This is a genomic window from Dielma fastidiosa, from assembly GCF_000313565.1.
Lineage (GTDB): Bacteria > Bacillota_I > Bacilli_A > Erysipelotrichales > Erysipelotrichaceae > Dielma > Dielma fastidiosa.
On record NZ_HE578928.1, the window covers coordinates 100,809 to 125,920 of the forward strand.

Below are 25,112 nucleotides of genomic sequence, written 5' to 3' on the forward strand. Positions count from 1 at the left end.
ACAGTTTTGGATGTTCAAAACTGTTTTTTTATAATAAAAAACCGGTGTTACCGGTTCATAAAATCATCAAATTTAGCACATATATCATGGTAATTCTCTACCGTATCCATCTCATCTACCAGTGATTCATCAACCTGATGCACACCGACATTAAGTACATCTAAAAGATCTACAGGCACATTATCCCAATATTTTTTAGGATCAAGATAATTGGCGCTGTCCTTTAATCGCTGTTCAATTTCCGCCTTAATGATTTCACAGTCATGAGCGTTCCAATAAGAAATGCCAAGCATACTCGGCCGATAAGCGTCCGTAATATCCATAGCGACTACCCGTCCATTCTCAACTTTGGGGCACCAGTCAAAATCAGGCCCGGCTTTCCGCTGTACTGTATAATAAGCGCTTTGACTCATTGGACACAGAACTTGATCAAGCAGGACAACATCAGCATCAATCACCACCGTATCACTGAAATACGGCAGTGCTTTAGCCATTGAATAGAGATTGTTATAATCAGCATAATGTTCATTATAGACAAGCTTTACTTGATATTTTTCTTTCAGATAATCAAATAATTCAGCCATATGACCTACAACAATAGTAATATCGGTAATATCAGCCTCATGCAGATAGCCGATGGTTCGCTCAATGTTAGGAATGCCGCCGATTGGCAGCAATGCCTTATGATTATGCTTTGTTATTTCCTTAAACCGCGATCCAAGTCCGGCTGCTAATAATAATGCATTCATCGTATATCTCCCTCAATCTGCGGATGATCCTTGCGCAGATCCTTTACAAAGCTGACAACGACCATGATCATGATAATTCCCAACGGGAAAGCCGCGATAATCGCTATTGTCTGAAGCATGCTTAAGGTTGAGTCTGAGAATAGTAAGGCCACCGGCAGCAATAAGAAGACCACCGACCAGAATGCCCTTAGCTTTCGCCGCGGTTCATCCTGATGTTCAGGCATTTTCTCTGAATAGCTGGCTACAACCATCGTAATCGCGTCAAAGGTGCTGGCATAGAAGGCAATCATTGCGACAATCAATATACCCAATACAAGATTGGTCATGGGCAGCTGATCAAAAATCATTAAGATTACCGCAGATGGTGCTACGCCAGAAGCAATCATGCTGGCTACATCTAAGATACCATGTGTCTGCAGATATAAACCATAACCGCCGAATACAATAAAGGATGTGAACGTTCCGCCTAAGCCGCACGCCAAACCGCCTAAGATGGTTTGCTTAATCGTTCTGCCTTCCGATATTTTCGCAATGAAGAATGGTGTAGCAACAAACCATGCAATCCAATACGCCCAATAGAAAATCGTCCAATCCTGAGGGAAGCCGCTGATGCCTAATGGGTCCATCCAGGTAGCCATATTGAAGAAATTATTGATCACCTTGCCAATCGCGGTAATACCTGTTTCAATGATATAAACCTTTGGCCCGGCAATTAAAAATGTAGCTAATAAGAGTACAAATACGACAACACAGAAATTAGCCAGATAACTGATGGCCTTCATTCCCTTTAATACCGCAACCATGAAAACGAAGCAGATAATTGCCAGGATCGCGATTGAAAGGAAATGGCTCGTCTCAATATTTAAAATCTTTGCCAGCGCACCTGACAGAAGCGGTGTCGCTAATGAAAAGGTAGTTGCCGTACCAGCTAATAAACCGCAGACAGCGAAGACATCAATCAAACGGCCCGCTTTTCCATCGCTGTGTTTGCCAAGCAGCGGTCTTACAGCTTCCGATAACGTCTGACGCTTACGTCCCTTTACAAAAAACATATAAGCATAGGCACAGGCTGGCAGGATATAGAACGCCCATGGAATGGGTCCCCAGTGAAACAGCGGATAAGCACTTGACCAATCCTGCAGCTGAGCCGCCGTCATATTTTCCATGCCAAAAGGCGCCGCTGTGTAGTAATAGCTCCATTCACATAATGACCAATATAAGATATCCGCAGCCATCGTAGAGGTAAAAATCATTGAACCCCAGCTGAATGTTGAATACCGCGGTTTATCCAGATTGCCTAATTTTATATTGCCAAAGCGGCTGAAAGCCATGATGATAGCCGCAATCAGAATCCCCAGACCCAGCAGGATATAAAAGAAACCAAATTCATTGACAAATAAATTACGCAAGGTATTAATCACTTCACCGCTGGCTTGCGGAAACAGCATGAGCAGTGATGAAATAATGCCGATAATGACTAAGGGTAAGATTGTAATCACCCAGTCGATACTCTTATCTAGTTTAAAATTTTTCATAACAGATCCCTTTCATATTGCTTACAGAATACTTCAATAGCCTGTAAGCCGCGGTTCAGACGGTCGATGCCATAAGTACCGAAATCTTCGCCATTAGCTTCCTTGGCCATGGTCCATGCCGACCAAAGAATATCCTGAGTAATTTTGAATAACTGAATCTTTTCTTTTTCAACAGCACTCAAGCCTTTGCCCTCAGTATAGTAATATTCAAACAATTCCTCTTCACTCGGCGTAAATTCACATTCAACAAAATGACCGGCAAGATCCCACATCGGATCATTAAAACCCGCGTATTCCCAATCAATCAGATACATTCTTCCATGTTCATCCTTAATCAGATTCTCCGCAACCAGATCGCAATGACACGGCTTCAGATTCCAGCCTAATCGATCCATCACGACAGCCAGCTTGTCCATAAAGGCTCTGGCCTGATCGTAGTTCTCATAAGGTGTTACATGTGAAGCAGCCATTAAATCTTCATATTTCTTTAATTCATCAAAGACATTAAAGCGGCCCTTCAATTCACATTCACTTGTATGCAGCTTACGCAGCAGCGCCGCTGTCAGCTTCATATTCTTTTCCAGACGCACCGTCGGTCCAGTCATCGTTTTCGCATTTGGAATATAAATACTTACTTTAACGCCGCTTGCTTCATTAAAATAAACCGTATCAACATTTAAACCAAGCAGATAACCAAATTTACCATTTACCTTTTCATTGCTGCGGGAGATCATCGTCTCGGTACAGCGTCCCGGCATTCTCAGAATATAACGGTTATTGGTTGTTTTTACCTTATAATTAGTATTTGTCATCCCACCAGCAGCCTCAATACTGATAAAATCCTTTTCATCAATCCCCATGACTTCGATAAATAATTTCTTTAATTGAAGCAGATTGCGTTCATTCTCTTTCTTCTTTAATTTAGGGAAATAGATATTGACCATATCGTTATACTGTTTCTGATTATCTATATCCATACAGATACAATCATCGATGCCGCAGGTCGTAATCTTATACAAACGGCCAAGGTTTTCAATAACATATTCATAATTCAGATATGGATTTTTATTTTCATCAAATATATTCAACATTTTTTTATAAATTGAATAACTGATTTTATTCACACCGCATAATTCAGCATCAATATGATTTAATTCATGGATATCTTTTGAAATACGATATAAATCATTATGCTCATCCAGCTCCACAAAGGCTTCATCACCGCTGCCCCTCGGCGCGTTGACAAACAGACAATTCGGCGCTTCATTTTCAAGCAAGGCGGTTACTACCGCTTTTTCAAATACATAGTCACTTTCAATCAGTAAGAAATCAGAATCAATAAGTGGTGCCGCGCAAGCCAGTGAGGCCATGGTTCCCGTCCATTTATAACGGCTGTTTTCCACAAATTGAACTTCCCGCTGATTCTTAAAGGCTTCCTCATACATTGCCTTTTGATAACCGGTAACGATGATAATTTTAGTGATTGAATGATCCAGCAGGATATCAACGATACGCTGAATCAGGGATACACCTTCAATGGTTAAGAAACCAACAGGGATATTAAAATCCTTATTTTGACCGGCAGCCAGAATGACAGCCGTATGCAGATCCTGTGATTTCACAGTCAGCTGCAGCTTATCCATCTGTCTTTCACGCAGAATATTTTCCAGACATTCATTGCCGCTTTCAGTAAGCTCATATTCAAACCGGCCCTTTTTCGCATGAATGGTGATCAGGCCCTGTTCCTCCATATTTTTCAGCAGGGTGTTGACCATGCCTAAAGAGAAACCTGTTTCTTTCGCAATGTCACGCTGTGTCGATGTATCACTTTTCTTTAAACATTTTAGAAGCTGATAAATTTTATCCATGAAATCACTCCTGTTCATTTTTTGTACAAGTCTATTTTACACTGGCTGAGCGAGATGTCAAGTACATGTTCATTTTTTGAACTCAAAGTATTATAAAAACAGCGCCCTTTGTCAGGAACGCTGCAAGTTGGATTAATAGAATTTGCCTTCAGATAAATAATCTTCAGGATTTTTACTGGACGCTTCAATGCAGTCAGGTTTATTGACCTTATAGCTCGGTTTTACCGGCAGCGGGCCATTTAATAACGGATCGTTCGTCTTTACCTGAAATTCATGAAGCTGGTTTCTGAATTCATCAATGATTTCATGCAGTTCTTCATGATCGATGAGATTATTCATTTCATCCGGATCATAAATCAGATCATAAAATGCTTCCTCTGCCTTAGGATAGCTGGCATAGCCATTTTCCATATAGAAATCCTTGACCTTATTGCTGTCTGTATTGCTTGGATTAACAAACAAATGAGTGCGGTCATAGTAGCGGATATATTTATAACGCTCACTTCTGACTGCCCGGCATGGCTCATAAGAGGTATGGAAATTAATTTCAGAGTATACATATTCATCACCGGCGGGTAAGCCATAGAAACAGTTGCTGAATGATTTGCCTTCCAAATAATCAGGCTGATCCAGCTTCAATAGATCACAAAGTGTTGGGAACACATCAATCTGTGAAACCAGCGCGTCGCAGACATTCCCTTTCTCAAGGGAATCAGGAACTCTCATAATTAAAGAAACACCAGTTCCTTTATCGCTTAAATAGCATTTATTAAATGGATAAGCGACACCGTGATCGGTTGTAAATAGAATAATGGTATTCTCATAGCAGCCAGCTTCCTTCAACGCGTCGATTACGATCTTAAAGCATTCGTCGGCATGCTGAGCTGAGGTGAGATATTGCGCTGTATCATGGCGGTTCTCGGCATTATTAAATATCGGCTGCCAAGGCTTCACATAATTCTCATTCACCCTTTCACTGATTTCCAATGGGAATGGGCGATGTGTGGAATGCATACCATAGCTCATGAAGAATGGTTGGTCATGATCAGCATGCTTCAGCCAGTCAGCCGCTGCCTGAGCGTTTTCCTGATCCCAAAGGTGGTAATCCTCTTTCTGATAGACAAAGGGATCATGCGTCAATACCTCATGATAGCCGATAGTTTTTGACGCTTCCACATTGGTGTAGAAATCCACCTCATGCTGGATTCCGCTAAGCACCGTATGATACCCATTGCGTTTCAAGAAGTTGCATAAATGCTGATCCGTATCATTCAAGCCAAAACCGCGCTGAGCTAATCCCAGCATGCCGTTTTGGTGCGGATAGATGCCAGTCAGCATACTTGCCCGGCTTGGTGAGCAGGTTGGATTGACACAGTAACCATTCGTAAACGTTGTCGCATCCTTTGCGAAAGCAAGCAGATGATCACTCGGCACTGAATAACCATAAGGGCTGAAATAACGTCCGCTGTCATGCGTATGAATATAAAGGAGATTCATAATTATGACTCCTTATTGAAAATTGGACTGCTCCAAGCCATGCAGCCATTTTTCTGATGCACTCTGACACGAACATGATGAGCCGCTGAAAGATCGAGAACTGTTGTACCCTGATACATAAAATCAGCCTTTACAGCCGCTTTATTCGCCTTAAATTTATAAGTGTTATGCCACCATGTATCATTGCGGTAAAAGCTCTCCTCCTGATAAGTGTCATAGATCAAGCGCTTCGCTTCTTCATCAAGACTGAACAGCATCGAATCATTTAAAAGCGACTGCACCGGCAATTCATAATCAATACCATCTACATTCAGCTTTAATACCTCATCCGCGGCTGTTTCTATTTCAAAGATAAAGCCTTCGGTCGTAATTGCCGCTGAACCCATCCATTTACCGGTCTGTGTTGTCTTATACGTCGTTAATTCAAATTCAAAATCATTCTCATCCTGATGCAGAATAGCCTGTCCCATCGTATTCCAGACATTTTCCACACTTAAGATGCTGCCTTCGGTATGCAGACAGCCATGCCACTTTCTTGAAGCGATATCCGGGAATACACGGCGATCCGGTCCCCAGCCAAATTCAAGCTTGAACTTAAAGTGAACCTTGCCTTCAGGCTTAGATGAACGATGATTGCAGTTAATGATATCTGCCACATCATTATCCACAATGACTTCAATACGGTCTAACGCATTGCTGCCTTCAATATTCAGATTCAGCTCTGAAGCTTCTTTAAAGGAAGTACAGTCTCCCATCATGGCTCCGTCAAGATCCATTCTTAATTTAATACGTTCATTGCTGACACCATAGACATGACGTTTCTGCATCGCCTCCCATATGGCATCCTTCGTCCTATTTTCAGCTAAGACTGCCATACTGCCAAATTCACTGACTGCCGGTACTGAGTGATTGTCACCGGAAGCGATCAAGCCAAAATGATAACCGCGTTTATACCCTGATTCAACACTGTTGGCACCAACTCTTGGGCCCATATGCACATGACGGTTCATCGGTATGCTACCATAATCATTTTCACTGGAGCCATGTGAAGAATAAACCTCCGCAAATGGTGAAAAGGCTTCAATATGCGTATCCCAATTCTTACCGCGGCTGCCGCTTTGATAAGCTAAATGATGCGGAATAGCAATCGCATCTTTATCCTTATATAATTCATACAGTTCCTGATAACGAAGCGGGAAGGCAATCTCATTCTCATTATTTTTAAAGAATACATTATGATCGCCGTCAAGACCGCTGCCCTGCCATTCATAACCCATAAACATCGGCCAGCCCTCAGCATTAGCCTTATTCACAAAGCTTCTCAGTTCCTCCCAGTCAGCCTTTACCTTATCCAAATCATGAATATCCTCTACCCCCATTCCTGAAGGCAGCTTTCGCATATAATACGGATAATAAGCAATCGGCCAGAAATCAAGCATGCTTTTGGCATGCGCATACCATTTAGGAAGCTCACTCATTCCTTCATGGTGAATATTGCTGTGCATATCCGTCCACAAAATCTTATATTTGTTTTCCATAGTCCCTCCTAGTAAAATAAACTGCGCTTTTCCGGATAGCCGTTCACATGATCATAAAACCTTCTCATAATCAGATGCGGGCGGGTAATGGCACTGCCAATAACCACTGAATGAGCGCCGTAATGGAATGCCCTGATTGCATCATCCGGTGTCCAGACCTTGCCTTCCATCATAACTTTACCCTTATCCTTACAGCAAGCACACATTTTCGCAAACATTTCCCAATCGGCCAAATCCGATGATTTCGCGTCTTTCTTAAAACGATAGAACGTTGGCGCGACAATATCCGCCCCTAAAGCAAGGGATGCAAGCGCGTCTTCTTCATCACGGACATCCGCAAAAATAACCGTATCAGGGAAAGTCTTTTTAATTTCCGGAATTAAATCATAACCGCGGCGGCCCTGAATCATGCGGTCAGTTCCATCAACCGCTACTATATCCGCACCAGCTTCGATTACCTCTGCCACCTCTTTCATTGTCGGTGTCATAAAGATTTCCGTTTCATCGCTGAATACCTTCACTAAACCAATGATTGGCAGTTCAGTAATACCCCTGATTTTTTTAATATTATCAATGCCATTCAAACGCAGGCCGCAGGCACCGCCCCAGATTGCGGAACGCGCCATTAATTCAACCATGTCCTCATGCCAGCATGGCGCATGCTTTTCAATCTGACAGGATACGATCAAACCGCCCTTCAGACTTTCCAAAAGCTCATGTTTATCCATAACACACCTCCTTGATTCTCTTAATAAGAAAGGTCAGAGTGATTCTGACCTATCATTTATGCTAAAATTGTTGTAAAGTATCCAATTACCGAGATTATCAGCATAAGGATCATCAGTTTATTAACACTGACATGTTTTTTAGCCAGTAAATAATAAGTAACAAAAGCCATGATCAGAACGAGAATCTTCGGCTGTATATTATTGATAATATCATTCACATTGATTACCAAATCACCCTGCGTATACATTAAACCTGTTTTAATGTTGCAGGTAGAAGCGGTAACTGCACCGATAACGGTCAAACCAACGATATTAGCAGCACTGATTACTTTATCTTTAAGCCCGCTGGTCAGAATTGTTTGAACACCATCAAGACCTAAACGATAGGCATTATAGAAAAGGAACCAGCTGACAGTTGGTACAATCAGCCAGAATAAGGCAATGTAAAGCAATGGGCCGACAATTGAACCAGTCTCAGAAGAAATACCGATACCAATAGCCAATAAAATAGGAATCAGTGTTGATTGGAACAATGAATCAAATAAACCGGCAGCCGGTCCCATCAATGCTGTTTTAATACTGCTTGATAATTCATCAGGCACTTCATCATTCATTGCTTTTTCTTCTTCAATGGCTAATGAAATACCAATAATACAGCCGCCCCAGATTGGCTCTGTGTTGAAGAATTCCATGTTTCTTTCCATGAGATCCTTCTGTTTTTCACGTTTGCCAGGATAAAGCTTATCCTTAACTGTCCATAAAGCTCTTACTAATGCAGGTGCCTGCATACGTTCCATGTTTTGTGTTGAAAGATTCAGCCACATCCAGTTAAACCAGACTTTTTTGACGTCCTTCTTATCTAGTAAGGTCGTTTTTGTTTCTGCCATTATTCTGCACCTCCTACGGAACCATATTTAAAGTCGATACATGCAAATACTAACGCAACTACGAAGATCGCAATGATGCTGACTTGGAAGCTTGTAAATAAGATGAAGCCAAATACAAAGTAGAGCAGTTCATAATATTGCTTCACACATGTCTTTAAAATGATTGCGAAACCAATTAATGGCAGCATACCGCCAAAGATACCGATGATTGCGGAAAGCTGCGGTGGAATTGCATTCATAACCCCCTGCATGATTTCAGGTCCCAACAGACAAGCTAAGAAAATTGGGAAGAAACGGCAGATAAACAAGAAGATATTGCCATACAGCGGAACTCTTGCCGCATTATCCAGATTATCAGCTGCGATTTGTTTTTCCATAACACGAATCCAGTATACATTGATAATCTTAACAAAGTTCCACATGAATACACCTAAAGCACCCAGTAAAGCTGCCAGTGTTAAAGCTTCTTCTACCGTTGCTCCGGATACCATGGCCAGCGGTATACCAATGTAAGCCGCGAAGTTGATATCGTTAGCCGCTACACCGCCAACCGTGATACTTCCTAAATAAAGCGCGTTGACTGCACAGCCCAGAATAATTCCCTGTGATACATTTCCCAGAATAATACCGATAAGCATACCAGCAACAAGCGGACGTCCGCATGTCCACCAGCCTCCCATGTCGCCCCACAGAGGAATTGCCCATTTAGCGGAACAATAACCGAGTAAGCCGATAAGTAATGCTTGAACGAATGTCATATTTTACCTCCTAGATGGTTTTATCTTAGTTTAAAGTTTACTTGCGATCGATGACCATTCAGTAACCGCGCCGCTGGCACCGATTGAGTTAAAGTAAATTCGTACCCCGTCAGCCGCTAATGCTTTGCAGGCTTCAACATCTTCTTGATGCAGGGTAGCGAAATCTACACATTTAACACCATCTCTTGCCATCTGCGGTCCGATGTTCAATTCATTTGGCAAGTCAGAAACATTCTTGCGCAGCTGAACCAGTGTCCGCGGATTTTTCATCAGCAGCAGTGTATTGGTTGAATCAGTAATCGCCCCTTTAATTTCTTCAGTTGCCTGATCTACCGTATAAACATCTGCTTTCAGTGCTTTTGGTACTGCCGTCGTGAAGATTGTTTTCAATACCGGATTCATTGCTGTGGCATTATCAACAACAAGTATCCGCTTGATTGAGTAATCACTGACGATAAACTGCATGCACTGACCATGAATCAGCCGTTCATCACATCGAATCAATGAAATCATAAGTTTTCTCCTTTCCTTGGTTAACTACCAAATACTTCCCTTGAGGTTTTTAATGAAACAGCATCGCAATGCGATTGAAGAACTTCTCTGGCCAGACTTTCCGGTGTGTACCCTTCGCCTGCTCTTTTGATAACCAGCTCCAGCATCAATGGCATTGAAGCTCCTGATAAGATAACATTATCGGTATAGGCGATTGCCATCAGTGCCGCATTGAAGGGTGTGGCATTCTCAAGATCAGTAACAAAGATACAGCCGTCGCTGAATCCTTCAGCAGCCTTTTTAAGCTGTTCCCCATATTCTTCAAGTCCGATATCTCCCATAAAATTCAAAGCTGTCAGCTGCTCCTGCGGGCCGGCAATCATTTCTACGGCATTGCATAAGCCCTGAGCAAAATCAGAATGTGTACATATTGCGATTCCTATCATTTTAGTATCCTCCTCGAGCAAATGATAACACATTGTAATTGTTTACACAATACATTTTAATCATTTATATTATAAACATATCATTTTTCTTTTTATATGTATTATTTTCATATCATTAATAATACATTTATTTGCAATTTACCTTTAATTAAGCTACCATGAGTACGAGGTGAAATCATGCATACAAATAAAATACCTTTATATGAAAAAATTTACCATGACCTGCGGGAGAAGATTCAGACCAATTATTATAAAGCCGGGGAAATCATTCCTACGGAACAAGAACTCATGAACCTTTATCATGTATCAAGAGTCACGGTCAGAAAAGCAACAGATCGGCTTGTCGAGGCGGATCTGCTGACTAGAAAGCCTGGTTATGGAACAGTTGTCAAGGAGCGCTTTTTTACTAACAAGACAGTCGAATACCGTGGATTCAATGAAGAAATGAAATCGCACGGCCGTGCTGCCAGCACAAAGGTCACAGCCTTTTCCATTATCAGCTGTGATAATTGCCTTGCCAGCATTTTAGGCATCGAACCGAATGACCAAGTTTATCATTTTATCCGACACCGTTATGGGGACGGCATCCTGCTGCAGATTGAAGAATCATATATGCCAGTAAAAATTTTCCCTGACCTTTCAATACAATGGCTTGAGAACAGCAAGTTTGATTATATCCGCAAATGCGGGTATACCATCGATTTCGCTATGCATCTGACTACTCCCATCCTGCCAGATACGGAAACCGCGGCGAAATTCGACCTTGACCCGCTGACTCCCATCATAAAAATTAATAATACTACATTTACGATTGAGGGCATGGTTGTCGATTATACGGAACAATATCTCAATTCACCCAAGTACCAGCTGCAGTATATGAAGAAGAAATAAAACAAAAAGAGCATTCAGATTAAAATTGGAAATCTGTTTGCTCTTTATTATTATAATTTGCCGATACCTTTACCAATGCAATGAATATCCATGTCATCATTATTCTCTTACTAATTTCTTATGTTATTTTCTTAGCAGCGCATAACATAGGAATCCTGCGGCAAATATCGTATACTTATAGTAACGAGGTGGGAAGATATGAAAAAAATACTAATAAGTTTCTTATTGATAGCTATGACAGCAGGTTGTGTTCAAACACCATCAGAGACAGATAAGCCAGAAGAACCGCCGGTTGTTGAACAGCCTGAAAAACCTGTGGATCAGGAAAAGCCGGAAGAAACTAAGTATGTAGAGAAAATTGATGAAACTAAGGATTGGGTGTATATCAAGGAACAGGAAGTTGTTACAAAAAATGATTTGGAATTAAATCCCGTATTAAATCAGATGAATTATTATGATTTTCTTGATTGGCTAACCCTTCCATTTGATGATGCACCTAAAAAAGAGAAACTAATTGTAAATATAAACGCCGAAAGTGTTTCTGCAATAAATGAAGATTTTGAAGCAGGATATAAAGATCCTGTAAATTTTATTTATGAGTTTAAATGGTTCATAAATGATGCCATGATTACGATTGTAAATAAGTACGGTTCACTAGCACCCCACATGCTGCCTATTTTCTTGGAGGCATATCATATTGATTTGAAATCAGGTGAATTAATGTCCAATAATGATCTGTTGTCGGTATATGGATTAACGAGTAGTGATGTTCAAAATATTGTGAATGAATATATATCAGAAACCAAGCTTCCTGATGATGATTCTTTCATTGTAAAACAACAATTACTACTAGGAAAAGAATATACAACAAAATACAGTAATAAATCATTACTGATTGTAGATAATAATGATTTATATTATATCATCGGATATTATTCTAAAGCTATGTCAGGTAATATCGTATTTCAGAAAATCAAATTAAATTAAATCATAGAATTGATTTTAATGAGTGGAAAGACGAGGTGGAAAGACATGAAAAAAATACTAATAAGTTTTTTATTGATGGCAATGATAGCGGGATGTGTGCAAACACCGCCGGAGGCAGAGAAGCCAGAAGAAGCGCCGGTTGTTGAACAGCCTGAAAAACCTGTGGAACAGGAGAAGCCGGAAGAAACTAAGTATGTTAAGAAAATCGATGAGACAAAAGATTGGGTGTACATTAATGACATTCATACTTCAGATATGGATTTTGCATATCTTGATATGAAACAGACAATACTTGATTCAGAATTTACATCAGGTAATGAACTGGAAAACTGGTTCAATACAATCGTAACATATACACCCGAAATTCAAGATTTTACGATTAATATGGACAGCATTGATGCAGAAAATATCAACCGTTGGATTCAGGAACAAGTGCGATCAAAACTTGCTGATCCTAAATCTAGGGGTGAACATGTATTTAAAGCAAAAGCATTTGAAAACGAGGAAATCTTATCCGTTTTAATTCGTTCATGCTTATTTCTCCCTGGTTCAGGTTGGACCAGCGATACCTATATCTATAATTTTGACTTATTCTCTGGTAAAACACTGACAAATGAAGAACTTTTAGAGAAAGTGCTTCTGGACAATTTACAAGTAAAAGAATTATTAAAACGTACTTTTGATGAAAATTATGAAATAGCTTGTGATTATCCTGTTAATCTAACATCCTGTTACTACTGGCAAGATTTTGATGTAAATGATATTAATTATAATTATATCTTTATGGTTGATAATCAGTTGAATATTCTATGGTCATGTAGTGATGAACAAGGCTACGAATATTATAAACAATTTTCAATAAAATAGATGCGTTTCAAAGGGAAAATGTTTAAAACGCCAACTTCTAAAAATAGCTCACCCACTTAGTTTTGTGGGAATCTTATATAAGTATAAAAATCGTATACTTTTATACATGAGGTAGGAAAGGATGAAAAATACAAAACCAGTTAATTTGTATAAAGTCATTTTTATGAAGAAAGCCAACAAGATTATCCTTATGCTGCAACCGAAACAGGCCTTATAATTAAGTCTTAATAAATGGTGGAAATATGAAAAAAATAATAACAATCTTATTAATGATGGCAATGATCGCAGGGTGTGTGCAAGCCCCATCAAAAGCAAAACATGAATATGTTAAGAAAATTGATGAAACAAAAGATTGGGTTTATTATGAAGATGAAGATGATGAGAAATACTATGATTATTCAGAAGCAACATTAGAAGAATGGTTGAACGTGTATTGTGAAAGAGACAAACAAGGTTATCCTATCTTTTTAAATATTGATAGTGAGGATGCTGATGAATACAACAATCCTTCACCACCATTAGACAAAGATGGCAACCCTGTTACGAGATCCGGAGTGTATAACTGGCGAGAAAGCACTATCTGGCGGATATTATCTTTGGGGAACAAGAACATTTAGTTTATTCGATGGCAGAGAGATTACTAATTCTGAATTATTAGAAAACTTCGGACTTACAATGGAAAGCGCATCAAAAATAGCTGAAGCAGAAGTAATAAAAAGAGGTTGTATATCAGATAGTACAGTAGAATATGAATGTCTTTATGACACAGAGAAAATCGCAATACCACTTAATGATAATTATTCAGTTTCTCTTGATGATGGCAGTCTTTTGTTTGTGGATGAAAATAATCATTTGAATGTGATTCTCAATCTTAAAGTATCAGGTCAAGGACAAAACCCCGATCTCAAAATCATTATTAATTTAAGTGAATGACTAAGTTAAATAATGCTATATTTTTCTAATCCCCATTCAAAAAGCAGTGAAACAAATACCCACGTATCTATTTCACTGCTCCTTATTTATTAAAGACTTATTAACCCTGCCAAAGCGGTGAACGATAAATACCATAAGAATTGATCCAGCAGCCATCTACTGACTGATTATAGACCATCTTACCTTCACCATCGACATAATACCAGCGACCTTCAGTGGTTGCAATCCATAGATTTGTTCCCATGCGCCCTTTGCCATCCATATAGAACCAGTTGACACCGGAAGCAATCCATTTAGAAACCGCCATTGTGCCATCTTCATTGTAATAATACCAATAACCATCAACAGCCTGATACCAGCCAACTACCGGTGATTCAGGAATAATCAGGTCATCATAAGCTTCTTGAATTTTTGTCAGGAATTCATCCCAGCGATCCTCGCCGATAATAACATTCGGACAATTTTTTCCTGACCAGTCACGGTGCATTTTTACAGCGTCAATATCAAGATGCAGATCCGCAAGCAGATGAGCTACTAACTGTACTGTATTGTCAAAAGCCTTGTTGAAATCACCATCACTGTTTTCACAGATTTCAATAGCAATTGAATCACCATTACCCGTAGACATACCGTCACCTGCATGATATGCAATCTCATTCAATGGCATACTTTGAATAATCTGATGATCATCGACAGTAAAATGCCATGAAGATACGGTCTTGTTGTTCGGATTACTCTGCAGATCAGCATGACGCTGAGCATCTGAACCTTCATTTTTATTCGCTGTGTTATGTATCGTAATATACTTAGGAATCATTGTATAGCCTGGCCGGCGATTATCTGAATAATTGATAATCTGCGTTTTATAAGCTACACCTTCGATTTCAGGATCTGCATATTCGCCAATCGTGTTATCAAAAACAGCCTGACCTAATTCAGCTTCAAACCATCCCTGATATGTTCCATCATCAACATACAGCCAGTCAAAGGCTTTTTTAGTAATCTTATACTGACCCTGCGGTAAAGTAGTGCCATTTTTATACTCATCCTCATCAAAAGGATCAGAATACAGTTCTTTATCCATATACAAGGTCAGGGAATCATTGTTCATATCGACAATTTCCTTTACTTCTACATATGGATACTTATAAAGCCACTGTTCCTCACCATCAGCTTCTACTTTATAAAAGTTGTTATGTCTTTCATAAGACATATAAACACCAGTCTCAAGCTCAGATGTTTTATCACTGTCCAGATCCGCGTCCTTATTCAATTCAGCCGGTTCACTGACATTAATGATCCAAACACCCTCCCGCTGATACTCCTCGGCTTTTATTGGCTGCACTGTGAAAGAAAATACACATGTCAGACACAATAAAAGAATACAAAATCTTTTCTTCATTTTTCTGCCTCCCTAGTTATAAAGTTTAACACGAAATATGTAGAAAAAAATGTTATTTTTTGTGATTAGGGAATACTGGTAATTTTTAACATTTCATAGCACAAACAATTCTGAATTACAATTATTTTATTAAAAAACTTATCTGATATAATATTTCTGGAAAGATCAAAGCAAATGCTAAGATCATTACATTCATAATGTTTGATTCAATGTTATTGTATATGCAGGAGGAACAGGAATATGCAAAATAAAGAAGAATTGATCAACTTACTTAACTGCTTACGTCAGGGTATCGATGAAGGCGAACTTCATCAATTAAAGGAAAGGGAGTCACGCTTGATTTCTCAGGCATGTCATTGTGGATTCATTGAAAGTGATCTTCAGCTTACACCGATTGGTTTAAATTATCTGCAGAATAATTCAGCTTGCTTCAATTAATTACCAAGAAAAGACTATGATTCTTAAGAGTGATGTGTAATTTCACTTTTAATGTCATAGTCTTTTTTCAGATATTAGCTATTTATCCAGCTTCTCCATATATCTGCATGAAGGAAAATTTGAACAGCCATAAAATTGTTCTCCTGCATGGACACCTTTTTTAGAAGTCCTAATTATCAAACTGCTGCCGCAGCGCGGACATATATGTTCTGTTTTATATGATTTCTCCTTAGATGTTTCATAATAGGTCTTACGAATCGTTTCGACGTGTGCTTTTTTTACCTCATCACTAACCTGCGTTTGGGCAATTAGCAAGTTATAAATCCAATCAATTTGCTGATGAGTCAAACATACTCCTGATATACTTGCATTATGTGATACGGATCGCAGTAAATTATACCGATTAACCACATAATGCTCTTGACTGGTTAAGGTTACATTTTTTAATTCACACCGATCACTAAATACAATGTATGAGTAAAAAGGATATTCATCACCTTCGTTAAGATAGGCTTTAAGCCATTTTATATGCCCCTTATTCTGCATGATTGGATTGAAAAAATATGATTTCTTTGAGCGGTTGCGCCCTGATGGCAGTGTCTGCGTCCATTGCTTCTGATTTTCCGTTCCAAAGATCCAGCCGCTGTAATTCTTCGATTCAAAGACATAGATTCCTGATTCATGAAGCATGATTACGTCAATTTCCGTATCTGTTCCTGCTTCCTTGGGTACATAGCAATTAAACAGAAATCTTTTATATCCTTTCAATGGGGAAAGATACTTAAACGTATAATACTCACCTAGACGTCCGGTATCATTAAATAGTTTATAATAAGGAAAATGTGTAGCCTGATAATACTCCGTTTTTTGATAATTGTGCTTTAGTATTAAATATATTAACAGCATTCCAAACAAAATCACAAACAATATAGTAAACGAAAATACGTTTAATTTATTTATCCCCAACATATCTAATTTCCCCCTTAGTTGTTTTTATTGGATTCTTTAAATTATTCCTGCCAGCATCCACTGAAAATATGTTTACCCTTCATTTTCTGACAGCATTTCTGCATATTGAACCAGTTCTTCATCGCTCAGCGATAATTGATGCTGCCATCCCATTAAAACATGACGGGCATTGAGATGTCTGCCTGACTCTGAATAATATCGGTCATTGAGACAGTCACCAACCGGCAAACCACTTATAAAATCAAGCGAACATACTGCTTGTTGAGGATCGTTGGCATCAACTCCCTCCCCATATTCTGAACCAAGCCGCAGCTGCGCGTAGCTCTCATCCTGCTGTATCTTAAATATTAAATCCTTTGCCTGATAGCTGATAATAAGCTTGCCATAAATAGGATCAGTAACTGATGCCGTATAAGTAAACCCATCTTTTGTATAGCCAAGCTGTATAAGATAGCTGTCAAGATCTGTAACGTTACCCAGCATCGGTTTATCCGCAGTGTTTTCAGGATAAAGTTCAGACAGCTGCTCAGTGAAACGCTTTTCCTTTTCATTGATTAAGAAAGCTCTGACATCACTCATCGTCAGCTCCATGGCATTAAATAACTCATCAATCTGGGTTCTTAAATCAAGATACTTTGCTTTAGCTTCATCAAGCGTACAGCCCTCACTATCTTGAGCATTCAAAAAATAAGTACAGCTGACATCCTCACCCATATCAAACTGCGATGTATCTGAAAGCAGGTTATAACTACTGATATGCTCATCATCGATAAACTGAATCGTTGTTTCATTGATGATACCTTTAGGCGTTGATTCACGGGTAAATTCATGGGTTTCTTCATCATAAATAAAGCCATTAATTTCAAGCTGGGCGCCGACACCGCTATCAAAAACAGTGCTTTGCCGATAGGCAGGATTCTTTACCTGAACTGTTTTCAGCATATATTCTGAAAGCTGCTTTGATAAGACAGCATCCTGAAAATCAAAGCTTACCCATTCATCATTTAGGCCGATAAAGCGTCCCTCTTCATTCATGGACAGGCATAGCAGAATTGTTGAGTTAGAAAGCGTCGTTAATTGTATATAATCAGTAATTTCCTTTGGCTTTTCCGCTTTTTTCCCAAATGCAAGCATTCTTAGATAAAGCTGGAAATCATCCAACGCCTCATCCTTTAACTGGTCGGCTTTACACATTGCTTCCTCGCACGGTTGAAAAAGTACAGCCTTTTTTAATGGTTCAGCAAAAGCATCAGATAAAAAAGCTGATATCTCTGTATATTCAATATGCTTAGCATCTGCTGCCGCCAATTTCATGAAGGAAGCCTGATCCCATTTTGCACAAGCTTGTGCGCAGATCTGTTCTTCACTAAACGTAAAACGCTCACTGCTGTTATCCGCGTATACTATTACCACAAAGTTTTCTTTTTCCGTTCTCTTTTCATCAGCAGCTGATAAATCTTTAAGATATTCAAGCAAGTTATGAATCTGCTTGGGATTGCGAATAATCTGTGCTGAATCTGCATCGCTGACAATGATTTTTTCAATGTCTGACGATGATGCTTTATCAAACAGCGTTGTTTTCTGCAGCGGTTCTTCTTTTATTGGCTGCTGGCAGCCGGCAAGCAAGAAACATAACAGTACAAGCAAATATTTCTTCATCAGAATTTACCTTGTTTAAAGTCTTGGATCTTCTGGTAAAGATCGTTCAGATAAAGCCATCTTTCTTCGGTTTCTGCCTGTAAAGCCTCAACGCTGTCTCTTTTTTGACTTAATGTCTGAAGCATTGCGAAATCATTTGCATGCTCAGCAATTTCTTCATCAATCTGTTTCAGTTCCTCACCAATTTCCTCAAGCCGCTGGTCAATGCCTTCAAATTCTTTTTTCTCTTTGCTGGTCATCTGTGGAATAGCACTTCTAACCCGCACACCCTTTTCCTTTTCTTTCTTTTCTAAAGGCTGCCGCTTCTCTTCATAATCAGTGTAACCGCCAGGATATGAGCGTATACTGCCATTTTCAAAGGCAAAAATCTTATCGACAACCTTATCAAGGAAATAGCGGTCATGACTGATCGTAATCAATGCACCGTTAAAGGTTTCCAGAAATTCTTCAAGGATGGTCAGCGTTTCAATATCAAGATCATTGGTCGGTTCATCAAAAAACAGTACATTTGGTTTAGCCATCAAAATACTCAATAAATATAACCGTCGTTTTTCACCGCCGGATAAGCGGCTGACTTGACTCCACTGTGCTTTCGCGTCAAACAAAAATTTCTCACACATCTGAGAAGCTGTACAGATACCCTCAGTTGTTTCAATTGAATCTGAGATATCAGTAATAATATCAATAACACGTTTCTGTGGATCTAATTCCTCACTCATTTGAGAAAAATAACCAATGCGCACCGTTTCACCAATCGTAATTGTTCCACAATCAGGCTGAAGTCTGCCAGCTAACAGATTCAGCAGTGTAGATTTACCGCTGCCATTAGGTCCCACAATACCAATACGGTCATTGCGCAGCAGATTGTAACTAAAATCCTGAAACAGCACCTTGCCGTCAAAGGCTTTTGAAAGACCCTCAATCTCAATCGTTTTCTTACCCAGTCTTGATTCAACGGTATTTAATGATACATTGCTTTTCTGCTGAGGGCCGCTTTGCTCATTCAGCTTATTAAAACGTTCAATACGTTCACGGCTCTTTGTCGATCTGGCAAGTGCGCCCCTCGATATCCATTCCGATTCTTTACGCAGGATGGTCTGTCTCTTGCGTTCACTGGCCAATGCCATTTCTTCCTGCTGAGCTTTTAGTTTTAAATAATTAGCATAGCCGCCGGTAAAGGTTGAACATTGACCATGGTCTAATTCAATAATGCGGTTGCATACACGATCAAGAAAATACCGGTCATGGGTTACCATAAGAATATTGCCGTTATATTGTGCCAGCCGCTTTTCTAACCATGTTACCATTTCTGCGTCCAAGTGGTTCGTCGGCTCGTCAAGAAGCAGACAGTCACTCTCACGCATCAGCACACAGGCCAGTGCCACCCGTTTCAGCTGACCGCCGCTCAAGGTTGCGATGCTCTGATTCAGATCAACAATTCCCAGCTTAGTAAGAATTGCTTTTACTTCATACTCCTGATGATCATCCTTTTTGGCATCTAAGCCTTCATGAACAACCTCAAAAATAGATTTATACCGGTCAAGCTCAGGATTTTGGGGCAGATATAATATTTTCTTGCCGCTGCTTTTGAGAATCGTACCGCTCTCACTTGGCTCCTTATCTGCCAATATTTTTAATAAGGTAGACTTTCCAGTACCATTCACACCGATGATACCAATCTTATCTTTATCATTGACATTTAGTGAAACATCTTTCAGAATCACTTTCTCATTAAATGTTTTATTTAGCTTATCTATTGAAATCAGCAATTAAATCACCTCTTCCAAGCTAGTATACCATAAACCGGTCATGCTTTGAAAGAAAGGGAAGACGCGGTGAATTAAATTGTAAATATTTCATTAAAAGTAACAATTTCATCTTATTTTTTGATATGATTATGGAGAAATGAAGGAGAGCTGAATCTATGTTTACTAAAATACTTACAAAATTGGGCTATACAAAAGAAGAAACCAGCTGGGTTCTCTATGATATCGGTAATTCCGCACAGGTATTAACGACGATGACGGTATTATTTCCATTGCTGATTGCTTCTATCACACCGGGTGACAGCACGGTTTATGTCGGCTGGGCAAATGCTGCCTATGCTTTAATTCTTGCTTTTTTATCACCTATTCTGGGGACGATTGCTGATTATAAAGGGAAAAAGAAACGCTTCTTTAAATTTTTCCTCTATCTTGGTATCATTACTGGTTTTCTGTTAGCCATGCCGTTCTTTGACTGGCGCGCCTGTGTTATTCTATATGTTCTGGCAATGATCGGTTATACTGGTGCTAATATTTTCTATGATGCTTTTCTGGTTGACGTTACGACAGATGAGCGCACTCACACTGTTTCGGCTGCCGGTTATGCATGGGGATATATCGGTTCAGTTCTGCCTTTTATCGTTTTCATTATCCCTTTCGCATTAGTTACTTTATTCGGCGGTGAGCTTGGTTATATCATGATCGGCGGATTTAAACTGACAAATCGTCTGGCAATTACAATATCCATGGTTTGTGCAGTTGCTTGGTGGTTTGCGTATTCAAGACCCATCATCCGCAATGTGCATCAAATTCATTATCACGAAGAAGTACCGCATGTTGTAAGAGAGAGCTTTAAGCGTTTATTTGCTACTTTTAAAAATCTAAGTAAAAATCGTAACGTATTCCTGTTCTGCCTCGCCTATTTTTTCTATATTGATGCGGTTAACACTGTTATCTCAATGGCTATTTCATTAGCTACGGATATGGGCATTGATCAGATTGTCTCATTGGGAGTTGTCATATTCATCAATATTATCGCCTGTCCAGGTTCAATTATCTTCGGCCGGCTGGCGACTCGATTCGGCGGTAAAAAAATGATTCTGACAGCTATCATGGGTTATCTGGTAATTGTACTGGTTGGCAGCCAGCTCTCTAAAAATGCGAACCTGATCTGGGTCGTAGGCTTCTTAGTCGGCATGTTTCAAGGCGGTATACAAGCCGTATCCCGCTCATATTATGCTTTGCTTATTCCTGAGAAGGATGATGCCAATGAATACTTTGGCTTCTTTGAAATCTTCTCTAAATTCGCTGCAATCATCGGGCCGGTTATTATCAGCGTATTAACAATGGTTACCGGTAAACCAGAAATTGCTATTCTCGGTCTGATTCCATTGATGGTTTTAGGTACAATCTTCTTATTAATGGTAAAGGATCACGAAGTTAAAGCATAAAATTTCAATAAGCTGCGGCAAGTAAGAGAAAATAAAATATCTCTGAAAGTCGCAGCTTTATTATTATATTTGGCAATTTTTTTCTATGTGCATTTAGGTCTCTTTGTAATTCTTTACTTCCTGCTAAATTTATACCATGGTTATTTCAGCAAGTCAGCAAGATAAAGCTCATCTCTCTGATGTTTTCCTTTAAGCTGTTTGTAACGCTTAATTGAATCTACCAGCAGATCAATTCTTTCACCATAATAATCACGATAGAACGCCGTGTTATTGTTGTATCGTATTCGGTTGTAGATTACATTTTCCTTACTGAAAGTTTTAGGAGAAATTCTAGATTTCACTTTTTCAAAATCTGACTCTTTGTTTTCAGATAGTATCAGCAACATTTCCAATTCCGGTTTTGTACAATATTTTTTTATGTCTTTTATTTTTCCTTTGTACTCTCTTGGAATTTTCAGTTCATCATTAAGCTTATCACCGATTCGAAGTACATGTACATCTCCATGGTACAAATTCAGCGCAGCTTTTACCGCAGCATTATTTCCAATCTGCCTTGCATGGTAAGGAATCAAATTCAATAAATCATCTTCTGTAATTATTAATTGTTCGTGCTCCAACAACAATCGGATAATTTCAAGTTCATTTGGACCTTCACACATAATCAGATACTTCATATCATGAGCTCCTTCTTCAATGCCATAAGATCTTCATAATTAACAGAAGTATCAAAAGCATTATTGTAAAATTGACGGCTCTTTAAAAGTTCCGGTCTGATATTGTAGATTTCATACATATTATCCAAGCGAATCTTATCATCTGATTTTGCAATCCAAATATTGTCCTGACGATTGAATAAATCTAAAACTTCACAATAATGCGTAGTAAATAAAAGAGTTGCTGATTTTTTATTAACTGTCTTATCTTTAAACAAACTAATCATATTTTCAACAAGCGTCTTATGGAAATGATTTTCCACTTCATCTATCAACAGATCAAATCCATTTTCCAAAGCCGCAACTACCATTATATATAGAAGTACGCCTTTTGTCGTACCGCTGGATAAAGTGTAAATCAGTTCTGAATCAGAAAGTTCTTTTACATGATTCTGATACACAAGTTTGTAATGATTATCATCGACCATTTCCAAACTCTGAATCTTATCATCAAAAATTTTAATCACTTTTGTCAGAACATTCTTTGAAATTTTATAGTTTTTCATAGTTCGGAACATTAGACGATATGTGTCTGCACCTTCACCATCACAGTTAAAATATATAGCTCGGGTAGCTTTCTTTTTTAAAATAAAGAACACAATAGAAGTATCTTCTGGAAGCTCTCCTAAATCGAAAATTTCTTCAAAACCTTCGATAGAATAAATTTCTTTATTCTTTGATTTATAATATTTTTTTCGATAGATATGCTGCTCGGTGAAATTGGCTTTATTTCCTAATATCGCATCAGATTTTAAAACTGTATTGTATTTATAGATGGTATCTTCATGATAGAAAATGATTTCTAATTTCACATTGTCATAATTATAATGTTTATCTTCCAAACGGAACTCGCCAAGAATAGAGTAACCGCATTCCATCAGCTCAATCGCAGAAGTTTTACCAGAAGCATTCTTACCGATGAATGCAGCTGTATTAAACACATATAAATCTTCCGCAATCTCCTGCAGCTCATATTCCTTATCCTCACTTGTTTTTTTAGATTTTGCCACAAGATCAATGGTAAAATCATCGCAGCAGTTTTTATAGTTTGATGCACGAACTCTTAATAGTTTCATATAATTTACCTTCCTTTACCATCATCTATTCGTATTATAACCAAATAAGTTATTTAAAACAAGTTTTTTGTTTTAATTTGTTTTATTTATATATTTATGTGTTTTTTATTTATTTTTAATGTATTATTTTGTATTAAATATTTCACTTGTTAATCTAATGTGATTAGCAAAAAACTTTTGGCAGAATACTGCATTCTTATTCAATTTTTTTAATGCTCTCTTCTGAATTGCAAATATTAAAAAAACCTGAAATCAAAGGATCTCAGGTTATTCAAATAGCTTTTTAAGCAGCGGTACTTTTTTCAGACACCATGCCGCCAACGCACAGAATGCAAATAAAAATATTTCATATAATACGACGCTGACAAGACGGTTATTAAAATACAGAATTTCATAACGTACAACACTCAGATGGGTATTATAAATCATATGGACAACATAGATGCCAAAGGTCGTAGCCGCAACATTGGACAGCATTTTGCCTGACCATCCTTTAAATTCACATTTACCCGCCAGCGTATAGACTGTGAAAAACACCAGCACCGCCAGTATCATCGTTGGCAGGTAATAAAGATTATCCAGCATCAAATACATCTGTCCCCATGTATTTAACTCATACAAGCCGCTGTATACACTTAGAATCAATATACAAGGAATTGCCAGCAGTGTCAGCAGCCAGCCGCACCGCTGTACTTTAAGACTGAAATCAGTCTGAGTAATTGCATAACCGGCAAACATATAACCGATAAAATTACTCATAATCTGCACATCAAACCAGAAAGTAACCGTCGGTATAATTTCATAACGCACCAATACCGGCAGCAAGCCGCTGAAAAAAGCCCAGCCGATGAAGAAATAAAGCCAGTCCGCCTGCTTCATGGCGATGATGATCTTTCTTAAAAACGGCAGAATGAGATAAGCACCTAACAGCATATAAAAATACCAGTAAGAAGTGATAATCGGTGCTTCAATAATACGATTGATAAAATCATGAAGATTGAATGCATTGCCTTCTTCAACTAAATATATATAAAGTGAAAATAAGAGTAAAACTGCCGCAACCTTACCCACTTTATGAATCAGCAGCTCCTTGTAGCTGTACTCTCTGCGCAGCAGCAGCGCTCCTGAAATCATCAAAAAGATTGGTACCGCAATTTTACTGAAATAAAAATATGCCAGTGATAATGCCCAGGTCAGACTGGGATTCATTCCTAAAAATACTTCTGAATTCGTATGATTGACAATTACCAGGAAACACGCCAGAATCCTTAAAATATCAAATGCATAATTATGTCCTCTTTGCTTCATAGTGCCTCCTCTTCCTTTCACTATAATAACCGATTTATTTCACTTTATCAATCATGCCATGAAAGATCATGAAAATCCTTACTCAAAGTACAAAAACAACAGAAACATGATATAATAAAATACATATAAACATAACGGCAAATAGAAATGGTTACCC

At 38.7% G+C, this 25,112-nt stretch carries 24 protein-coding genes; 7 read left to right on the forward strand and 17 right to left on the reverse strand.

What is annotated here, in order from left to right:
• Positions 1-47: 47 nt before the first annotated feature.
• The 10 genes from DAHG_RS12375 to DAHG_RS12420 all read right to left on the reverse strand — a co-directional run bounded on the left by DAHG_RS12375 (position 48) and on the right by DAHG_RS12420 (position 10,498).
• On the reverse strand, positions 48-749 hold the full coding sequence (locus DAHG_RS12375; protein ID WP_022938661.1) for an NTP transferase domain-containing protein: 702 nt from the start codon (positions 747-749) through the stop codon (positions 48-50).
• The gene (locus DAHG_RS12380; RefSeq protein ID WP_022938662.1) at positions 746-2,284 is read right to left on the reverse strand and encodes a BCCT family transporter; all 1,539 of its coding nucleotides are present in this window, start codon (positions 2,282-2,284) and stop codon (positions 746-748) included. Before DAHG_RS12380 ends, DAHG_RS12375 begins: the two co-directional genes overlap by 4 nt.
• On the reverse strand, positions 2,281-4,152 hold the full coding sequence (locus DAHG_RS12385) for a phosphocholine cytidylyltransferase/choline kinase family protein (protein ID WP_022938663.1): 1,872 nt from the start codon (positions 4,150-4,152) through the stop codon (positions 2,281-2,283). Before DAHG_RS12385 ends, DAHG_RS12380 begins: the two co-directional genes overlap by 4 nt.
• 132 nt (positions 4,153-4,284) lie before the next feature.
• Positions 4,285-5,649: a sulfatase family protein gene (locus DAHG_RS12390; RefSeq protein WP_022938664.1), complete on the reverse strand. Its 1,365-nt coding sequence runs from the start codon at positions 5,647-5,649 to the stop codon at positions 4,285-4,287.
• A 2-nt stretch (positions 5,650-5,651) separates the two neighbouring features.
• Entirely contained in the window at positions 5,652-7,187 is a 1,536-nt protein-coding gene (locus DAHG_RS12395; RefSeq protein WP_022938665.1) for a DUF3604 domain-containing protein, read from the reverse strand.
• A gap of 8 nt (positions 7,188-7,195) precedes the next feature.
• Complete coding sequence (locus tag DAHG_RS12400; protein WP_022938666.1) at positions 7,196-7,915, reverse strand: N-acetylmannosamine-6-phosphate 2-epimerase; 720 nt, start codon at positions 7,913-7,915, stop codon at positions 7,196-7,198.
• Between the two features lie 56 nt (positions 7,916-7,971).
• The gene (locus DAHG_RS12405) at positions 7,972-8,802 is read right to left on the reverse strand and encodes a PTS system mannose/fructose/sorbose family transporter subunit IID (protein ID WP_022938667.1); all 831 of its coding nucleotides are present in this window, start codon (positions 8,800-8,802) and stop codon (positions 7,972-7,974) included.
• Complete coding sequence (locus tag DAHG_RS12410) at positions 8,802-9,560, reverse strand: PTS sugar transporter subunit IIC (protein WP_022938668.1); 759 nt, start codon at positions 9,558-9,560, stop codon at positions 8,802-8,804. Before DAHG_RS12410 ends, DAHG_RS12405 begins: the two co-directional genes overlap by 1 nt.
• A 30-nt stretch (positions 9,561-9,590) precedes the next feature.
• Positions 9,591-10,073: a PTS system mannose/fructose/N-acetylgalactosamine-transporter subunit IIB gene (locus DAHG_RS12415; RefSeq protein ID WP_022938669.1), complete on the reverse strand. Its 483-nt coding sequence runs from the start codon at positions 10,071-10,073 to the stop codon at positions 9,591-9,593.
• Positions 10,074-10,093: 20 nt separating this feature from the next.
• Positions 10,094-10,498, reverse strand: coding sequence for a PTS sugar transporter subunit IIA (locus tag DAHG_RS12420; protein WP_022938670.1), 405 nt, complete (start codon positions 10,496-10,498; stop codon positions 10,094-10,096).
• Positions 10,499-10,675: 177 nt separating this feature from the next.
• Here DAHG_RS12420 and DAHG_RS12425 point away from each other — a divergent pair, with 177 nt between their 5' ends.
• The 5 genes from DAHG_RS12425 to DAHG_RS21170 all read left to right on the forward strand — a co-directional run bounded on the left by DAHG_RS12425 (position 10,676) and on the right by DAHG_RS21170 (position 14,176).
• The gene (locus DAHG_RS12425) at positions 10,676-11,389 is read left to right on the forward strand and encodes a GntR family transcriptional regulator (RefSeq protein ID WP_022938671.1); all 714 of its coding nucleotides are present in this window, start codon (positions 10,676-10,678) and stop codon (positions 11,387-11,389) included.
• 198 nt (positions 11,390-11,587) lie between these two features.
• Positions 11,588-12,376 carry a hypothetical protein gene (locus DAHG_RS12430; RefSeq protein WP_022938672.1) on the forward strand — a complete coding sequence of 263 codons (789 nt, stop codon included), beginning with the start codon at positions 11,588-11,590 and terminating at the stop codon, positions 12,374-12,376.
• Between the two features lie 45 nt (positions 12,377-12,421).
• Entirely contained in the window at positions 12,422-13,243 is an 822-nt protein-coding gene (locus DAHG_RS12435) for a hypothetical protein (protein ID WP_022938673.1), read from the forward strand.
• A gap of 242 nt (positions 13,244-13,485) precedes the next feature.
• Positions 13,486-13,860, forward strand: coding sequence for a membrane lipoprotein lipid attachment site-containing protein (locus tag DAHG_RS12445; protein ID WP_022938675.1), 375 nt, complete (start codon positions 13,486-13,488; stop codon positions 13,858-13,860).
• On the forward strand, positions 13,772-14,176 hold the full coding sequence (locus DAHG_RS21170) for a hypothetical protein (RefSeq protein WP_147576400.1): 405 nt from the start codon (positions 13,772-13,774) through the stop codon (positions 14,174-14,176). The genes DAHG_RS12445 and DAHG_RS21170 overlap by 89 nt, the downstream gene beginning before the upstream one ends.
• Before the next feature lie 100 nt (positions 14,177-14,276).
• Here the strand turns inward: DAHG_RS21170 and DAHG_RS12455 are convergent, their stop codons facing one another.
• Positions 14,277-15,578 (reverse strand): peptidoglycan recognition protein family protein, encoded by a 1,302-nt coding sequence (locus tag DAHG_RS12455; RefSeq protein ID WP_022938677.1) that lies wholly within the window; start codon positions 15,576-15,578, stop codon positions 14,277-14,279.
• A 240-nt stretch (positions 15,579-15,818) separates the two neighbouring features.
• On the opposite strand from DAHG_RS12455, the gene DAHG_RS12460 reads away from it, so the two are divergent.
• On the forward strand, positions 15,819-16,016 hold the full coding sequence (locus tag DAHG_RS12460) for a hypothetical protein (RefSeq protein WP_022938678.1): 198 nt from the start codon (positions 15,819-15,821) through the stop codon (positions 16,014-16,016).
• Between the two features lie 78 nt (positions 16,017-16,094).
• Here DAHG_RS12460 and DAHG_RS19575 read toward each other — a convergent pair whose 3' ends face one another.
• The 3 genes from DAHG_RS19575 to DAHG_RS12475 form a co-directional block, all read right to left on the reverse strand.
• On the reverse strand, positions 16,095-16,985 hold the full coding sequence (locus DAHG_RS19575) for a nuclease-related domain-containing protein (protein ID WP_022938679.1): 891 nt from the start codon (positions 16,983-16,985) through the stop codon (positions 16,095-16,097).
• A 72-nt stretch (positions 16,986-17,057) separates the two neighbouring features.
• A complete protein-coding gene (locus DAHG_RS12470) occupies positions 17,058-18,644 on the reverse strand; it encodes a hypothetical protein (protein ID WP_022938680.1) in 1,587 nt (528 codons plus the stop codon).
• Positions 18,644-20,413 carry an ABC-F family ATP-binding cassette domain-containing protein gene (locus DAHG_RS12475; RefSeq protein ID WP_022938681.1) on the reverse strand — a complete coding sequence of 590 codons (1,770 nt, stop codon included), beginning with the start codon at positions 20,411-20,413 and terminating at the stop codon, positions 18,644-18,646. Before DAHG_RS12475 ends, DAHG_RS12470 begins: the two co-directional genes overlap by 1 nt.
• Before the next feature lie 155 nt (positions 20,414-20,568).
• Here DAHG_RS12475 and DAHG_RS12480 point away from each other — a divergent pair, with 155 nt between their 5' ends.
• A complete protein-coding gene (locus tag DAHG_RS12480) occupies positions 20,569-21,858 on the forward strand; it encodes an MFS transporter (protein WP_022938682.1) in 1,290 nt (429 codons plus the stop codon).
• A gap of 140 nt (positions 21,859-21,998) precedes the next feature.
• Here DAHG_RS12480 and DAHG_RS12485 read toward each other — a convergent pair whose 3' ends face one another.
• From DAHG_RS12485 to DAHG_RS12495, 3 genes are all read right to left on the reverse strand, one after another.
• Positions 21,999-22,532, reverse strand: coding sequence for a hypothetical protein (locus tag DAHG_RS12485; RefSeq protein WP_022938683.1), 534 nt, complete (start codon positions 22,530-22,532; stop codon positions 21,999-22,001).
• Entirely contained in the window at positions 22,529-23,647 is a 1,119-nt protein-coding gene (locus DAHG_RS12490; RefSeq protein ID WP_022938684.1) for an AAA family ATPase, read from the reverse strand. Before DAHG_RS12490 ends, DAHG_RS12485 begins: the two co-directional genes overlap by 4 nt.
• A gap of 267 nt (positions 23,648-23,914) precedes the next feature.
• On the reverse strand, positions 23,915-24,955 hold the full coding sequence (locus tag DAHG_RS12495; RefSeq protein WP_022938685.1) for an acyltransferase: 1,041 nt from the start codon (positions 24,953-24,955) through the stop codon (positions 23,915-23,917).
• Positions 24,956-25,112 lie beyond the last annotated feature (157 nt).

Coding starts and splice junctions, on each gene's coding strand:
- DAHG_RS12425 (WP_022938671.1), top strand. CDS start 10,676: ATGCATACAAATAAAATACCTTTATATGAAAAAATTTACCATGACCTG.
- DAHG_RS12415 (WP_022938669.1), bottom strand. CDS start 10,073: ATGATTTCATTGATTCGATGTGATGAACGGCTGATTCATGGTCAGTGC.
- DAHG_RS12495 (WP_022938685.1), bottom strand. CDS start 24,955: ATGAAGCAAAGAGGACATAATTATGCATTTGATATTTTAAGGATTCTG.
- DAHG_RS12490 (WP_022938684.1), bottom strand. CDS start 23,647: ATGAAACTATTAAGAGTTCGTGCATCAAACTATAAAAACTGCTGCGAT.
- DAHG_RS19575 (WP_022938679.1), bottom strand. CDS start 16,985: ATGTTGGGGATAAATAAATTAAACGTATTTTCGTTTACTATATTGTTT.
- DAHG_RS12435 (WP_022938673.1), top strand. CDS start 12,422: ATGAAAAAAATACTAATAAGTTTTTTATTGATGGCAATGATAGCGGGA.
- DAHG_RS21170 (WP_147576400.1), top strand. CDS start 13,772: ATGGCAACCCTGTTACGAGATCCGGAGTGTATAACTGGCGAGAAAGCA.
- DAHG_RS12445 (WP_022938675.1), top strand. CDS start 13,486: ATGAAAAAAATAATAACAATCTTATTAATGATGGCAATGATCGCAGGG.
- DAHG_RS12385 (WP_022938663.1), bottom strand. CDS start 4,152: ATGGATAAAATTTATCAGCTTCTAAAATGTTTAAAGAAAAGTGATACA.
- DAHG_RS12410 (WP_022938668.1), bottom strand. CDS start 9,560: ATGACATTCGTTCAAGCATTACTTATCGGCTTACTCGGTTATTGTTCC.
- DAHG_RS12395 (WP_022938665.1), bottom strand. CDS start 7,187: ATGGAAAACAAATATAAGATTTTGTGGACGGATATGCACAGCAATATT.
- DAHG_RS12390 (WP_022938664.1), bottom strand. CDS start 5,649: ATGAATCTCCTTTATATTCATACGCATGACAGCGGACGTTATTTCAGC.
- DAHG_RS12470 (WP_022938680.1), bottom strand. CDS start 18,644: ATGAAGAAATATTTGCTTGTACTGTTATGTTTCTTGCTTGCCGGCTGC.
- DAHG_RS12480 (WP_022938682.1), top strand. CDS start 20,569: ATGTTTACTAAAATACTTACAAAATTGGGCTATACAAAAGAAGAAACC.
- DAHG_RS12455 (WP_022938677.1), bottom strand. CDS start 15,578: ATGAAGAAAAGATTTTGTATTCTTTTATTGTGTCTGACATGTGTATTT.
- DAHG_RS12380 (WP_022938662.1), bottom strand. CDS start 2,284: ATGAAAAATTTTAAACTAGATAAGAGTATCGACTGGGTGATTACAATC.
- DAHG_RS12400 (WP_022938666.1), bottom strand. CDS start 7,915: ATGGATAAACATGAGCTTTTGGAAAGTCTGAAGGGCGGTTTGATCGTA.
- DAHG_RS12430 (WP_022938672.1), top strand. CDS start 11,588: ATGAAAAAAATACTAATAAGTTTCTTATTGATAGCTATGACAGCAGGT.
- DAHG_RS12375 (WP_022938661.1), bottom strand. CDS start 749: ATGAATGCATTATTATTAGCAGCCGGACTTGGATCGCGGTTTAAGGAA.
- DAHG_RS12460 (WP_022938678.1), top strand. CDS start 15,819: ATGCAAAATAAAGAAGAATTGATCAACTTACTTAACTGCTTACGTCAG.
- DAHG_RS12420 (WP_022938670.1), bottom strand. CDS start 10,498: ATGATAGGAATCGCAATATGTACACATTCTGATTTTGCTCAGGGCTTA.
- DAHG_RS12405 (WP_022938667.1), bottom strand. CDS start 8,802: ATGGCAGAAACAAAAACGACCTTACTAGATAAGAAGGACGTCAAAAAA.
- DAHG_RS12485 (WP_022938683.1), bottom strand. CDS start 22,532: ATGAAGTATCTGATTATGTGTGAAGGTCCAAATGAACTTGAAATTATC.